Annotated in this window: 10 protein-coding genes; 4 read left to right on the forward strand and 6 right to left on the reverse strand. The window is 74.1% G+C overall.

Annotated features, from left to right (window positions below; all coding sequences use genetic code 11):
- Nucleotides 1–233 precede the first annotated feature (233 nt).
- The gene (locus tag OEIGOIKO_RS03530) at nucleotides 234–686 is read left to right on the forward strand and encodes a peptidoglycan-binding domain-containing protein (RefSeq protein ID WP_125051749.1); all 453 of its coding nucleotides are present in this window, start codon (nucleotides 234–236) and stop codon (nucleotides 684–686) included.
- A gap of 176 nt (nucleotides 687–862) precedes the next feature.
- Here the strand turns inward: OEIGOIKO_RS03530 and OEIGOIKO_RS03535 are convergent, their stop codons facing one another.
- Nucleotides 863–1,822 (reverse strand): D-2-hydroxyacid dehydrogenase family protein, encoded by a 960-nt coding sequence (locus tag OEIGOIKO_RS03535; protein WP_125051751.1) that lies wholly within the window; start codon nucleotides 1,820–1,822, stop codon nucleotides 863–865.
- A 225-nt stretch (nucleotides 1,823–2,047) separates the two neighbouring features.
- Here OEIGOIKO_RS03535 and OEIGOIKO_RS03540 point away from each other — a divergent pair, with 225 nt between their 5' ends.
- Nucleotides 2,048–2,671, forward strand: a complete 624-nt coding sequence (locus tag OEIGOIKO_RS03540) for an RraA family protein (protein WP_125051753.1) — start codon at nucleotides 2,048–2,050, stop codon at nucleotides 2,669–2,671.
- A gap of 45 nt (nucleotides 2,672–2,716) precedes the next feature.
- Here the strand turns inward: OEIGOIKO_RS03540 and OEIGOIKO_RS03545 are convergent, their stop codons facing one another.
- The 3 genes from OEIGOIKO_RS03545 to OEIGOIKO_RS03555 all read right to left on the reverse strand — a co-directional run bounded on the left by OEIGOIKO_RS03545 (nucleotide 2,717) and on the right by OEIGOIKO_RS03555 (nucleotide 6,263).
- Entirely contained in the window at nucleotides 2,717–3,952 is a 1,236-nt protein-coding gene (locus OEIGOIKO_RS03545) for a cytochrome P450 (protein ID WP_125051755.1), read from the reverse strand.
- A 74-nt stretch (nucleotides 3,953–4,026) separates the two neighbouring features.
- A complete protein-coding gene (locus OEIGOIKO_RS03550; RefSeq protein ID WP_246177178.1) occupies nucleotides 4,027–4,596 on the reverse strand; it encodes an LOG family protein in 570 nt (189 codons plus the stop codon).
- Nucleotides 4,597–4,694: 98 nt separating this feature from the next.
- Nucleotides 4,695–6,263 (reverse strand): adenylosuccinate synthetase, encoded by a 1,569-nt coding sequence (locus tag OEIGOIKO_RS03555; protein WP_125051757.1) that lies wholly within the window; start codon nucleotides 6,261–6,263, stop codon nucleotides 4,695–4,697.
- A 683-nt stretch (nucleotides 6,264–6,946) separates the two neighbouring features.
- Here OEIGOIKO_RS03555 and OEIGOIKO_RS03560 point away from each other — a divergent pair.
- Nucleotides 6,947–10,171, forward strand: coding sequence for an amino acid adenylation domain-containing protein (locus OEIGOIKO_RS03560; protein WP_125051759.1), 3,225 nt, complete (start codon nucleotides 6,947–6,949; stop codon nucleotides 10,169–10,171).
- Nucleotides 10,172–10,241: 70 nt separating this feature from the next.
- Complete coding sequence (locus OEIGOIKO_RS03565) at nucleotides 10,242–11,153, forward strand: lyase family protein (RefSeq protein WP_174857116.1); 912 nt, start codon at nucleotides 10,242–10,244, stop codon at nucleotides 11,151–11,153.
- A 55-nt stretch (nucleotides 11,154–11,208) separates the two neighbouring features.
- On the opposite strand, the gene OEIGOIKO_RS03570 is transcribed toward OEIGOIKO_RS03565, so the two are convergent.
- Together OEIGOIKO_RS03570 and OEIGOIKO_RS03575 are read right to left on the reverse strand one after the other, a co-directional pair.
- Nucleotides 11,209–12,678: a UbiD family decarboxylase gene (locus tag OEIGOIKO_RS03570; RefSeq protein ID WP_125051761.1), complete on the reverse strand. Its 1,470-nt coding sequence runs from the start codon at nucleotides 12,676–12,678 to the stop codon at nucleotides 11,209–11,211.
- Between the two features lie 92 nt (nucleotides 12,679–12,770).
- Nucleotides 12,771–13,457 (reverse strand): non-oxidative hydroxyarylic acid decarboxylases subunit B, encoded by a 687-nt coding sequence (locus OEIGOIKO_RS03575; RefSeq protein ID WP_125051763.1) that lies wholly within the window; start codon nucleotides 13,455–13,457, stop codon nucleotides 12,771–12,773.
- Nucleotides 13,458–13,524: the final 67 nt, after the last annotated feature.

The following is a 13,524-nucleotide window of genomic DNA, read 5'->3' on the forward strand; positions in this document are numbered from 1 at the left end:
GCACGGTGGAGCGCGGATGTCAGCTCGTGGTTGCACCGGTCTCAACTCGTGGGCTGACGCCGGGCGTCCCTCCGGCGGCTAGCTTCTTCCCGTACCGCGCCGGGGCGAACGGAGAGCACCACCACCGGAGCCACCCCCGCGCCGTACGGCCATGAGGGGTAACGCCGAGGCGTCCGGCGACGTACGCGCCGGGCGTGTCAGGCGGTACCCCGGAACTCGAAGGGGGAAAAGGAATGCGACCCAATGCTGTGACGAGGACCCTCGTCAGTGTCACCGCCGCTGCGGCGATCTTCGCCGGCGGCCTGGCGGGAGCGGGCGCGAGCTTCGCCGCGTCCGCGCCGGCCGCCCAGCCCGCGGTGGCGGCCGAGGCCGTCGCGCCGCTCGCGGTGCAGAACTTCGGCCTGAGCGCCGCGCAGGCCAAGAAGGTGCAGCGCTGGCTGAAGACGTACTGGGGATACCACGGTGCGATCGACGGGGCGCTCGGTACCGAGAGCTGGAAGGCGTTCCAGCGCTGCCTCAAGAAGTACTGGGGCTACACCGGGCAGATCGACGGAAAGCCCGGGGTCAACACGGTGAAGGCGCTGCAACGCCTGCTCAAGGACATCTGGGGTTACACCGGCCGGATCGACGGCAAGGCCGGGGCGAAGACCAAGGCCGCGTTCAAGCGGTTCGCCGACGGGGTCTAGGGGCTGCGGGCCCGGGGGCCCGGCCGCGGGTCTGAGCCGAGCTGCGGATCGGACCGGGAGCTGAGCCACGGGTCGAGTCGCGGCTGAAGCCGTCGAGCGGTGCGCCTGCCGGGCGCACCGCTCGATCGTCTGATCGCTCGGACCGTCGGTCGGCTGTGCCGGTCCGGCCCGGTGCCTCAGCCGAGCACCCGGACCGGTGCGCCCGCCAGGTACGCCTGGATGTCCTCGACCGCCTGGCCGTAGTACGTGCGGTAGTTGTCCCAGGACACATAGCCGAGGTGGGGCGTGGCCAGCAGCCGCGGTGCGGTGCGCATCGGGTGGTCGGCGGGCAGCGGCTCGGTGTCGAAGACGTCGATGCCCGCGCCGGCGAACCGGCCCTCGTGCAGGGCGGCGAGCAGGGCGTCCTGGTCGACGATGGCCGCCCGGGACGTGTTCACCAGGTACGCGGTCGGCTTGAGCAGCGCCAGTTCGGGCGCGCCGAGCAGGCCCCGGGTGCGGTCGCCCAGTGCCAGGTGGACCGAGACGAAGTCGCTGGTGGCGAGGAGCTCCTCCTTGCTCGCCGCGAGGCCGGCTCCGGCCTCGGCGGCCCGTTCCTCGGTGAGGTTCTGGCTCCAGGCCACCACGTCCATGCCGAAGGCCGTACCGATCCGGGCCACCCGGCTGCCGATCTTGCCCAGTCCGAGCAGTCCGAGACGCCGGCCGTGCAGGTCGGCACCGACCGTGGACTGCCACGGACCGCCCTGGCGCAGCGCGTTGCTCTCGGCCACCGTGCCGCGGGCGAGGCCCAGGAGCAGTGCCCAGGTCAGCTCGACGGGCGGGGTGGAGGCGCTCTGTGTGCCGCACACGGTCACCCCGCGCTCCTTCGCCGCGGCGAAGTCGATCACCGAGTTGCGCATGCCGGAGGCGACCAGGAGCCGGAGCCGGGGCAGCCGGGCGAACAAGGAGGCCGGGAAGGGAACCCGTTCGCGCAGCGTGACGACGATGTCGAAGTCCGCCAGCGCGGCCGCCAGTTCGTCCTCGGTGGCGAAGTGCCGGGTGAAGGGGACGACGTCCACGCGGTCCTGGACGGGGCCCCAGTCGGCGGCCGTCGTGGCGATGTCCTGGAAGTCGTCGAGCACGGCACAGCGCAGGTGCATGGCAGTCGTCTCCGTAGGCGGTACACGGTGGTGCGCCCCGGGGAGCACGCGGCAGGATGATCACATTACGGTGGGCGCGAGCGCTTGTGAACGGGGGTCGCCGACGGACGACGGGAGCCGGTGCGGCCCCGTACGGCCCCGACGGCCCGGCGCGGCCCGTCCTCCGTGTGTGACGGGCCCGGCCGGAACCGACGGCACGGGCTCCGGGACCGAGAGAAGGAGTGCATGAACGACATCTCAGGTTTCAGCGACGTCCCTTCGACGACCCTCGCCGACCTCTTGGGGCGCGGGCAGGTCATGGACGCCGGTATCCGCCCGCTGTGGTCCCCGCTCCCGCGCGTCGCCGGGCCGGCGTTCACCGTGCGGTGCCCTCCGGGGGACAACCTCATGCTGCACGCGGCCGTCCACCGCGCCGAGCCGGGCTCGGTCGTCGTGGTCGAGTCGGGCGACCTGGACTACGCGCTGGCGGGCGGAAACGTGTGTGCGGTGGCGCAGCGCCGTGGTGTCGCGGCGCTCGTGGCCGACGGAGTGATCCGTGACCTCACCGAGGTACGGGAGGCCGGCTTCCCCGTGTTCGCGCGCGGCGTGATCCCCGTCCCGGGCACCAAGGCGGCCGTCGCGCCGCTCAACGGCCCGGTGCGCTGCGGCGGCGTGACCGTACGGGCCGGTGACATCGTGGTGGCCGACGAGGAGGGCGTCGTGGTCACGCCCGGGGGCCGCCGGGACGAGGTGCTCCGCGACGCGGAGAAGAAGCTGGCCAAGGAGGCCGCCGAGACTCTCGACCAGTGGGAAGCGGCCCATCGGGACCGTATCGACAAGATCCTGCGGGAGCAGGGCTTCACGGGCTGAGCGGCCCCTGCGGGGCGCCGGCTCACCGTGCCGGTGCCCCCGTCCTCACCCTGCGCCGCGGCCGGGCCCGCGCTCCGCCGCCGCGCCACGGGCCGTCCAGCGGACCGGCACCGTCACCGGCAGCGTGACGGCGTAGTAGCGGTGCCAGGCGATCGCGTCGGCGGGTACCGCCAGGCGCAGGTCCGAGGTCAGCTCCAGCAGCACGCGCAGGGTCTCCGTGGCCTGCATCCGGGCGACCGGCCCGCCCGGGCAGCGGTGCCGTCCGTCGCTGAACCGCAGGTGGGGTCCGGGCGGCCGGTCGATGTCCAGGCGGTGCGGGTCGGGAAAGACCCGCGGGTCGTGGTTGGCCGCGTCGGTGGACACCAGGACGAGGTCGCCTTCCCGTACGAGGACGTCGTCGAGCCGCACGTCCTCGCGGGCGATGCGGGGCAGCGCGTCGCCCAGGAAGACCGTCCAGCGCAGCAGTTCGTCGACCGCCCGCGGCAGCAGCGCGGGGTCCGCCCGCAGCCGGGCCAGCACCTCCGGGTGGCTCATCAGCCCCACGCTCGCGGCGCCGAGGAAGGTGGCGGGGTTGCCGAACTGGGAGATGAGGAGGAAGACGAAGAGGTCGGCGACCTCCTCCTCGCCGAGCACGCCGGACGCGTCGCTGAGGGCCAGGAGCCGGCCCAGCAGACCGCCGCCGTCCGCGCGCAGACCGGGCAGCCGCCCCCGCATCCACTCCTGGGCCAGCGCCCAGCTGTCCGGCACCGCGGGGTGGCTCTCCGGGCCGGTGCGGAAGATGGTGAAGAGGGTGGCGTCGTCCGGGCAGCCCTCGGGGTCCAGGCCCAGCAGCTCCATGGTGAGCGCGCGGGAGAGCGGCATGATGAACCCGCCGACCAGGTCACCCGGCTGCGCTCCGGCCAGGAAGGTGCCGAGCAGGCCGGTGGCGATCTCTCGCACGCGCACCGGTGTCAGGTACTGCTGACAGGGGCCCACGCCCCGGAAGAGGTCGTGGAGGAGCCCGGCGTTCTCGCAGTGGGTGCGGATGTCGGTGACGGTGAGCGGCGGGATGAGGGGGTCCTGCCGGGGCATCCAGGGGTCGGAGGTCAGGGTGAGGCTGAAGCGGCGGTCCCGCAGCACCGAGCGCACCTGCGCGTGGCCGGTGACCAGCCAGGCGTCGGTGCCGGTGTTGGTGCGGACACGCAGGATCGGCCGGTGGGCCACCGACTCGGCCAGTTCGGGGGCGAGTCGGTCGCCCCGGAAGGAGAAGGGGTAGCGAGGGAGTCTTCCGTCGTCAGCCATGGGCTGCTCCTTGTCTCGGCCTGGCGGGAGCGGCGGGAGCCGGTCGTCCCGTCCAGGGGGCGCCACACGGTGTGTCAGGTCTGTCCGGGGCCGATCGCGGGGGGCTCCGACGGCGGGCCGGGCGGCAGGGCGGCCAGGCGCAGCGCGTCGTCCACGGACTTGGCGTGCCGGACGAGCTGCCGGTCGGTGTCGGAGAGGAAGCCTTCGTCGCGGGCGTGGTCCAGCATGCTGGTGAGAGGGTCGAAGAAGCCGCCGTCGTCCAGCAGCACGATGCGTTTGTGGTGCAGGCGCAGCTGGGCCCACGCGGTGATCTCGAAGAGTTCCTCCAGCGTGCCGTAGCCGCCGGGGAGGGCGAGGAAGGCGTCGCTCAGGGAGTGCATCAGGGCCTTGCGTTCATGCATCGAGCCGACGATCCGCAGCTCGGTCAGGTCGCGCCGCCCGTACTCCCGGTCCATCAGGGCCTGCGGGATCACCCCGGTGATGCGGCCGCCCGCCGCGAGGACCGCGTCGGACAGCGCGCCCATCACGCCGACGCCCCCGGCGCCGTAGACGACGCGGATCCCGCGCCGGGCGCACGTCTGCCCCAGTCGCGCGGCGAGTTGGACGTGGGTGGGACGCACACCCGCGCTCGCGCCGCAGAACACGCACAGGCTCCTCAGCGCGTGGCCGGCCGGTTCGGCTTCGGCTCGCCGAGGCGTGTCCGGCCGTGCGGTGGGCTCATGGCCGTGTTCGGTGTCCGGTGTCATGAAGTGGCCCTCGTCTCTCCTTCGGCACGGGCCGCCCGCGGCGGCCCGGCCGCCGCGTGCGACGGCAGCAGGCCGGCCAGGCGGGCGGCGGGGTCGACGAGCAGGTCCCGCTCGGCCGGTCCGGTACCGGCCGCGGCCACTTCGACGCCCAGGAAGTCGGCGACGTACCGCAGGAAGCCGCGGGCTTCGGGCGGGAGCTGGTCGTGGCGCGTCAGGCCGCGCGTGCTGCGGCGCCAGCCGGGCAGCCAGCAGTACAGCGGGCGGCACCGCTCCAGGTAGGCGTTGTCGGGGACGAACTCGCCGTACCCGCCGTCCGGCAGGACGTACCCCACGCAGACGCCGATACGGTCGAAGCCGTCCAGGATGTCGAGCTTGGTCACCACCACGCTCGTGTAGCGGTTGAGGCCGGCCGCCCACCGCGCGTGCGCGAGGTCCAGCCAGCCGCAGCGCCGGGAGCGGCCCGTGGTGGTGCCGAACTCCTCCCCGGTCCGGCGCAGCCGGTCACCGAGTCCGCCGGCGTCCTCGGTGACGAACGGGCCGTTGCCGACCATGGTCTGGTACGCCTTCAGCACGCCGACCCGGTGGCCGACGAGCGAGCCGTCCAGGCCGGTGCCGCTGGTGACGGAGTAGAAGGCGGTGGGCGAGGTCGTCACGTACGGGTACGTGCCGTGCTCCACGTCGAGGACCGGTCCCTGCGCCCCTTCCAGCAGGACCGAGTAGCCCGCTTCGGCCGCCTCGCCGAGCAGCGCGACGGTGTCCGCCGCCGCGGACAGCAGCGGATCCCGATACGTCTCCAGCCAGGCCAGGTCGGCGTCGGCATGGCCGGACGGCAGGCCGAAGAAGCGCACGTTCTGCTCGATCCGGCGCCGCAGCAGGTCCGGGTCCCGCAGGTCGCGCACCCGGATGCCGATGCGGTTGGCCTTGCTGACGTTGGCCGGGCCGATGCCGCGCCGGGTCGTGCCGATCACGTCCGAGCAGCGTCCGCCGCCGCTCTCCTGCCGGCCGTCGACGAGCCGGTGCAGCGGCAGGACGAGATGGGCCCGGTCGCTGACCACCAGCCGTCGGCGCAGCGCCGGTGCGTACGCGGCGGACGACGCGATCTCGCCGGCCAGGGTCTGCGGGTTGACCAGGACCCCGTTGGCGATGACGGCGAGCACGCCGGGATGGCGCACACCGGACGGCAGCAGATGGTTCTTGAGGGTGCGCACCTCGTTCGCGGCGCTCGTGAAGACCGTGGTGTGTCCGGCGTTGTCCCCGCCCTGCACCCGGACGACGAGCTGGTGGGCCGGGGCCAGCCGGTCCGTCATGGCGCCCTTGCCGCCGTCGCCCTGCTGGAGGTCTCCCACCCAGGTGATGTGCTGCCGGTGCGGTGGCGGTCCTGCCGTGCGCGCCAGCGGGGCGAGCAGTGCGCAGCGGCGCGCCTCCCGTGCCGCGCCGAGTGCGGGCCACAAGGCCCGCGGGTCACGGGACGGTGCCCGCCCGTCCGTGTCGTCGGGCGGCCGGGAAGGACGGCCGACGGACGGCGGGCCGGGGCACGGCGACGCCGGTGTCTCCTCATCAGGCATACGGGGCCTCCACGGAGCGGTACGAGGGGCAGCGGTACGAGGGGCGGGGGGCGGCGTGCGGGGCCGCGGCGGGTTCGGCGGGACCGGCCGCGGTATCGGTGCGGGTCCCGTTCCGTGGCGTGTTCCGAAGCCGGTTGCCGTAGCGGTGCCGGTGCCCGGCTGAGCGCGGGCGGGCCGGGGGCCGCCGGCCGGTTCCCGAGGGGCCGACGCCGGTCCGTCCTCCCGTACATGAACACGTTCGCCACGATTTCTTCGCATCCGGGACCGTTCGCAAACCCCTCGTCCGGGTCGCGCCTCCCCCGCCGTGGGGCGCATCGCGGTACGAGGGGTGGTACACCGCTCACGACGCGGCTCATCTTTGCTCACCGGAACGTTCCACGTCATCCGCAAGAGTGAACAGCGGCGGCGGATTGCTGGGTAACTGCCTAGTGCACCCGCTTTTTCGGGTGCACGGGGACACGCCGACCCGGGCGTCCGGCCCGGTGCGGACCGGCCACGAGGCCGACCGGTCCACCGGCGGCGTGACCGTCCGGGTGCGGCCCGCGCGGTGCCGCACCGCCGCCTCCGCCCCCTCTCCCACTCCCGTCAGCCGACCCTGGGCCACCCGGTTCCGCCCGGAACCGCGCGCCCCGGCCGTCCGGACGCTCCGCCCGTGGCACTCCGACCGTTCCGAGGTATTGACCATGCTGCGACCCTCCCAGGTGCCCGGCCGGCCGGACCGGCACGCGACCTGGAACGACACGGCCACGCCGTACCCCCGCGACCGCTGCCTGCACGAGCTGTTCGAGGAGCGGGCGCTGGCCGCCCCCGGGGCGCCCGCCGTCCGGCACGGCGACCGCACCCTGACCTTCGGCGAGCTGAGCCGGTACTCCGACGCCCTCGCCCGGCGGCTGCTGTCCGCCGGGGTGCGTCCCGGCAGCACGGTCGGTGTGCTCGGCGGCCGGTGCCCCGAGGCGCTGGTGGCGTTCCTCTCCGTCGTCAAGTGCGGTGCGGCGTACGTGCCGTTGGACGACGCCTATCCACCCGCGCGGTTGCGTGCCATGGCCGAGGAGGCGGACGTACGGGTGGCCGTCGCGCTGCCGGGCAGCACGAGCCGGGTGCGCAGGCTGCGGGCCTGTGTGGACGGCCGCCTCGCCGCCCTGGACCCGGAAGCGGACGTCCCGGCCGGAATCCCCGCCCCGCGGGCCGGTGCCCCCGCGCCGCCAGGCGTGACCGTCGCCCCGGAGGACTGCGCCTACGTCATGTTCACCTCCGGCTCGACCGGCCGCCCGAAGCCGGTGGCCGTCCCGCACCGCGGCGTCGTGCGGCTGGCCGCCTCCGGCCCCTGGCTGTCGCCGCCGGCGCCCGGCGAGCGGGTGCTGCACGCGTACAGCTGCTCCTCGGACGCCTCGACGATCGAGATCTGGACGGCGCTGCTGTCCGGCGCCTGCCTCGTCGTCGCCGAGCGGGAGCAACTGCTGTCCGTGGGCGCGCTGGAGCGGCTGCTGCAAGAAGAGGACGTGGCGGTGGCCTTTCTGACCGCGGGGGTGCTGCACCATGTGGCGCGCACCCGGCCGGAGGCGCTGCGGAGCCTGCGGTTCGTCTCGGCGGGCGGCGAGGCGCTCGATCCGCGGCTGTGCCGCCGCGTGCTGTCCGCCTGTCCCGGGATCACCCTGGTCAACTTCTACGGCCCCACCGAGAACAGCGTCGTTTCCAGCGCGTACGTCGTACGGGACCTGCCCGCCGACGCGGCCGCCGTGCCCATCGGGCGTCCCTTTCCCAACTCGACCTGTCATGTGCTCCGCGACGACGGCACTCCCGCCGGCCCGGGCGAGGAGGGCGAGCTGCTGGTCGGGGGCGACGGCATCGCCATCGGGTACCTCAACGACCCGGCGCTGACCGCCGAACGCTTCCTCGACGACCCGTTCGGTGCCCGTCCCGGCGGGCGCCTGTACCGCACGGGGGACCGCGCCCGGTGGCGTCCTGACGGCACGCTGGAGTACCGGGGACGCCGTGACCGGCAGGTCAAACTGCGCGGTTTCCGCGTGGAACTGGACGAGGTCGAGGCGCGGCTGCGCGCGCACGAGGCGGTCGGGGAGGCCGTCGTGGAACTCGACGGGGAGGGGGCGCAGGCCCAGCCGGTGGCCTTCGTGACGCCGGCCCGCCCCGGCGCGGCGGTCCCGGCCGACCAGGTGCGTGCCTACCTGGGTTCCTGGCTGCCCGCGCCCGCCGTACCGGCACTCGTCCACGTCCTGGACCGCTTCCCGGTGACCGGCGCGGGCAAGGTCGACCGGCGCGCCCTGCTCGCCCCGGCGACGGAGCCTGCCGGGCAAACGGGTGCAACAGGGAACGGCGACACGAACGCAAACGGGCAACTTCCCCTCGGCGAGCCGGCTTCCGAGGCTGCCGGAGGCGACACGGCCGGGGGCGGCTCCGGCCTGCTGACCGTGCTCGCCGGCGTCTGGGAGCACGTCCTGCGCGTCCGGCCCGCCCCCGACGACGACTTCTTCGCCCTCGGCGGCGACTCGCTGCTCGTCGCCGAGGTGACCACCAGGACCATGACCGCGCTGCACATGGACGCGGCACACGGCACCTGTCTCGTACGCAGCCTGCTGCGGGCACCGACACTCGGCGCGTACGCGACGGCGGTGGACCGGGCGCTGCGGGACAGCCGGGCCGGCCGCCGGACCGGCTCCGCGCCCGCTTCGGAGGCGGACTTCCTGCGGGAGGCGCGTCTCGGGCTGCGGTTTCCGCCGGTGCAGGGCCCCGTCCCCCGCCCGCGTGACCCGGCGCGCGTCCTGGTCACCGGCGCCACCGGCTACATAGGCGCGTTCCTGCTCGACCGGCTCGCCCGGGTCACCGGTGCCGAGCTGCTGTGCCCCGTACGGGCCCGGGACGCGGCGCACGCGCGGCGCCGGGTGTGTTCCAACGCCGCCCGGTACGGCCTGGACCTGTCCCCGTACGAGCAGCGTCTGACCTGCTTCCCGGCCGATCTGACCGTCCCGCGCCTGGGGCTGTCGGAAGAGCGGTTCGGGCGGCTGGGCGAGACCGCCGACCTGATCCTGCACGCCGGGGCGCACGTCAGCTTCCTGCACCCGTACGCCGCGCTGCGCGCTGCCAACGTCGGCGGCACCCGGGAACTGGTCCGGCTGGCCGCCGGGCGGCGCGTCCCGCTGCACTTCCTGTCCACCGTCGCGGTGCTGGCGGGCTTCGGCACCGCCGGGGTGCGGGAGGTGGACGAGGACACCCGGCCGGCCCACGCCGACCATCTGTCGATGGGGTACGCGGAGAGCAAGTGGGTGGCCGAGCGGCTGCTCGCGGAGGCCGCGGAGGCGGGGCTGCCGGTGGCGGTGCACCGCCCGTACGAGGTCACCGGCGAGGAGCACACCGGGATCTGCAACACCGAGACGGCCATCAGCTCGCTGTTCCGCGTCATCGCGGAGACGGGCGTGGCGCCGGACGTGCCGCTGCCGCTGGACTTCGTGCCGGTCGACCATGTGGCCGCCGCCGTGGTGCACCTGGCGACCCACGAACCGGCCGACGGCCGCGCCTACCACCTCACCAACCCGCGGCCGGCCCGCCTCGCCGACATGGTGGACCGGATGCGGGCGGCGGGCTACGGCATCCGCGCGCTGCCGTACGACGCCTGGGTGGCGGAGCTGGTACGGCACGTCGCGGAAAACCCCGGCAGCCCCACGGCCCCGTTCGTCTCGCTCTGTGTGGACCGCAGCAACAAGTCCGACATCAGCGTGAAGGAGATGTACCTCGATGACGTCTTCCCACGGCTCGGACGCGCCAACACCGACCGGGGCCTGCGGGACAGCGGACTGCGCTGCCCGCCCACCGACGCCGCCCTCCTCGACCGCTACCTCGCCTTCTTCCGCTCCAGCGGCTTCCTGCCCCCGCCGCTCCCCCGCGCCGGCGGCTGAGCCGGCCGGCGGTCTCGGCGGGTGCCTGCCGGACGACGTCCTGGCCCGCGACTGGGCTTCCCCGGCGCTGGTGGACCTCTGGTCGGCCGAACGCAAGGTGGTGCTGGAGCGGCAGTTGTGGCTGGCGGTGCTGCGGGCGCAGGCGGCGGAGGGGGTGTCCGTACCGCCCGGTGTGACCGCCGCGTACGCGCGGGTGGTGGACCGGGTGGATCTGGCCTCCATCACGGAGCGGGAGCGCCGGACGCGGCACGACCTCAAGGCCCGGGTGGAGGAGTTCAACGCGCTCGCCGGTCATCAGCACATCCACAAGGGCCTGACGTCCTGCGACATCACCGACAACATCACGCAGGTACGGATACGGCTGTCGCTGGAGCACCTGTCCGGCCGGGCCACGGCCGTCGCGGAACTGCTGCACCGCCGGGGCCGCGCCGCGCCCGTCGCGCACGGCCTGCGCCGGGCTGCCCTGGGGCTGCGGACACTGGCCGCGGGGTATCCGCTGCGGGGCGTCAAGGGCCCGGTCGGCACCGCCCAGGACATGCTCGACCTGCTCGGCGGCGACCGCGCCGCGCTGGACCGTGTCGAACGGCGTATCGCGCGGCACCTCGGCTTCTCGCGTGTCGCCCGCTGCGTCGGGCAGGTCTACCCGCGCTCCCTGGACCACGAGGTGCTGACGGCCCTGTCCGGCCTCTCCGCGGCGGCCGCGCTGGGCGGGGACCCGCGCGCCCGGCCGTGGAACCGGGCCGGTGAACTGGCCGTACTGCTGCGCGGATACACCGCCATGGCGGCGGGGGTGACCGGTGAGCAGTGGCACGAAGGCGACGTGTCCTGCTCGGTCGTGCGGCGGGTGGCCCTGCCCGGGGCGTTCTTCGCCGCGGACGGGATGCTGACCGTGCTCGAAGGGTGGTGCCGCGGTGGCGGGGCGGGCGACGCCGGAACCGGCAGCGGTACGGAGCGGCCGGGCCCGGCGCCCGGGGAGCGGTAGGCGCCCCGGGCGCGCGGTGGCGCGGGCGGCCGGCCGGTGTCCGCCCGCCGGGGGCTCACAGCGGCCGGGCGCCCGCCAGGAGTTCGAAGGTGCGGCGCTGCACGTCGGCCGGGTAGTTGTCGGCGAAGGCCGTGCTGTTCAGTTCGTCCTCGCGGACGCAGTCGAAGACGACGGTCGGGCCGGTGCCGGTGGCCCGTTCCTTCTCGTGGTAGCAGACCATCAGGTGCATGATCGCGGTGTCCGGCAGTACGTGGATGCCGTCGGTGGGGTGCGAGCGGGTCGCGAAGCCCCACAGCACGTCACGGACGTCCGTCGGGTCGATGTCGCTGTCCAGGACCATGATCCGGGTGACCCACCAGCCGCCGTGCGGGAAGGCGTCGACGGCCTCGCCGACCGCCCGGCACAGCTCCTGCGACGACGTGAACGACGTCCGCTCGCGCCAGTCCGGGTCGACGGTGACGGCCAGCACGTGCACGGCGGTCTCCGGGATCATCCAGGCGGCGGCCACCGGGATGCCGGCCTCGCGCAGGTAGTGGGTCCAGCGGGCCGAGTGGGTCAGACCGATCAGGGTGTGGTCCTCGTCCACCGGCTTGCCCGCGCACACCACCGGCATGACGGGGTCGTCGCGGTGGGTGACCGCGGTGACGTGGTAGGCGGGCAGTGACCAGCTCCCCTCGGGGACGTAGCCCGCGAACTCCCCCATCGGGCCCTCCGGCAGGAGTTCGTCGTGGTCGATGTATCCCTCGATGACGATCTCGGCGGTGGCGGGCACTTCGAGGTCGACGGTCTTGCACCGTACGACCTCGATCGGCTCGCCGAAGTAGGCGCCCAGGTAGGCGACTTCGTCGACGTGCTCGGGCAGGGACATGGTCGACACCAGCGGGACGGCCGGCTCGGCGCCCAGGACCAGCGCGAAGGGCGTCCGCTCGCCGCGCGCCCGCCACATGTCGTCGATGACGCCGATGTGCTGCGGCGAGCCGGTGAAGGCGACGATGCGGCGCGCGTCGTGCAGCATGGCGCGCGCGATGCCCCAGTTGGTCCACTTGCGGTCCGGACTGCGCAGCACGAACGTGCCGACGGTGTTGGCGTACCGGCCGCCGTCGCCCTGGTGGAGCAGCGGGAACGGCAGCCGGGTCAGGTCGATGTCGGAGCCGAGCAGGACGTTCTCCTGGCACGGGCCGGAGTCCCGTACGACGGGCGGTACGGGAGGTGCCGACTGCGTGGCGACCAGACCGTCCATCAGCTTCCGCGGTGACGTGTCCGGGTCGAGGCCCAGGGCCAGCGCGAGCCGTGCGTAGGGCGCTCCCGGGCGGCTGCTCAGAGCGGCGGGCGCGGTGAGGACCCGGAAGCCGGGCCGGCAGCCGCGGATGCGGGAGAGCAGCTGGGCCGGGGCCCGGTGCTCGGTGGCGTAGCGGGCGATCGCGCCGATCTCCAGTACGGGGTCCACCTCGTCGTCGATCACGCGCAGGTCGTCGAGTTCGGCCAGGGCTTCCAGGTAGGCGCGGAGGCTGGTGAGGTGCTTCATGGGCGGGTGCTCATCCTTTGTCGGTGGGGTGGAGGCGGGGCGGGACGGAACCGTGCACGGCGGGGCGGGGAGGACAGCAGTGGTGACGGTGGTCAGGTGAGGCCGGGGGCGGGCACCGCGGCCGCGCGGTGCTCCTCCGCGTCGCGGGCCTGCCGCCGCGCCGCGTACATCCCGTTCCAGCGGTACGCCTTGGGCGTGTCGATGCCGAACTGGTCGAGCACCCGGGTCACGGTGTGGTCCACGATGTCCTCGACCGTGGCCGGGTGCTGGTAGAAGGCGGGCACCGGCGGCAGCATCACCGCGCCCATCCGGGCCAGCGTGAGCATGTTGTCCAGATGGATCTCGCTCAGCGGTGCCTCCCGCGGCACCAGCACCAGCTTGCGGCGCTCCTTGAGGGTGACGTCGGCGGCGCGGGCGATCAGGCCGTCGGCGTAGCCCATGCGGATCGCGGCCAGCGACTTCATGCTGCACGGGGCGATCACCATGCCGTCCACACGGAACGAACCGGAGGAGATCGCCGCGCCCTGGTCCTCCGGGCTGTGCACCACATCGGCGAGCGCGCCGACCTCGCGCACGCTCATCGCGGTCTCCCACTCGATGGTGCTGCGCGCCCATCGGCTGATCACCAGGTGGGTCTCCACGCCGCCGTGCGCGCGCAGCCGCTCCAGCAGCCGTACGCCGAGCACGGCGCCGGTCGCTCCCGTGATGCCGACCACGAGCCGCGCCGGGGCGGCGCTGCCGCCGCCGAGCGTGCCTGCGCTGTCTGCGGTGTCTGCCATGTCTGCCATGTGTGCCTCACGTCCGGGTACGGGTGGTGCGTCGTGCGGGTGCCGGGGACGGCCCTGC

Source organism: Streptomyces paromomycinus, assembly GCF_003865155.1.
Taxonomy (GTDB): domain Bacteria; phylum Actinomycetota; class Actinomycetes; order Streptomycetales; family Streptomycetaceae; genus Streptomyces; species Streptomyces chrestomyceticus.

Excerpts from the sequence above, each read along its gene's own strand:
- OEIGOIKO_RS03530 (WP_125051749.1), top strand. The coding sequence starts at position 234 with ATGCGACCCAATGCTGTGACGAGGACCCTCGTCAGTGTCACCGCCGCT.
- OEIGOIKO_RS03535 (WP_125051751.1), bottom strand. The coding sequence starts at position 1,822 with ATGCACCTGCGCTGTGCCGTGCTCGACGACTTCCAGGACATCGCCACG.
- OEIGOIKO_RS03540 (WP_125051753.1), top strand. The coding sequence starts at position 2,048 with ATGAACGACATCTCAGGTTTCAGCGACGTCCCTTCGACGACCCTCGCC.
- OEIGOIKO_RS03545 (WP_125051755.1), bottom strand. The coding sequence starts at position 3,952 with ATGGCTGACGACGGAAGACTCCCTCGCTACCCCTTCTCCTTCCGGGGC.
- OEIGOIKO_RS03555 (WP_125051757.1), bottom strand. The coding sequence starts at position 6,263 with ATGCCTGATGAGGAGACACCGGCGTCGCCGTGCCCCGGCCCGCCGTCC.
- OEIGOIKO_RS03560 (WP_125051759.1), top strand. The coding sequence starts at position 6,947 with ATGCTGCGACCCTCCCAGGTGCCCGGCCGGCCGGACCGGCACGCGACC.
- OEIGOIKO_RS03570 (WP_125051761.1), bottom strand. The coding sequence starts at position 12,678 with ATGAAGCACCTCACCAGCCTCCGCGCCTACCTGGAAGCCCTGGCCGAA.
- OEIGOIKO_RS03575 (WP_125051763.1), bottom strand. The coding sequence starts at position 13,457 with ATGGCAGACACCGCAGACAGCGCAGGCACGCTCGGCGGCGGCAGCGCC.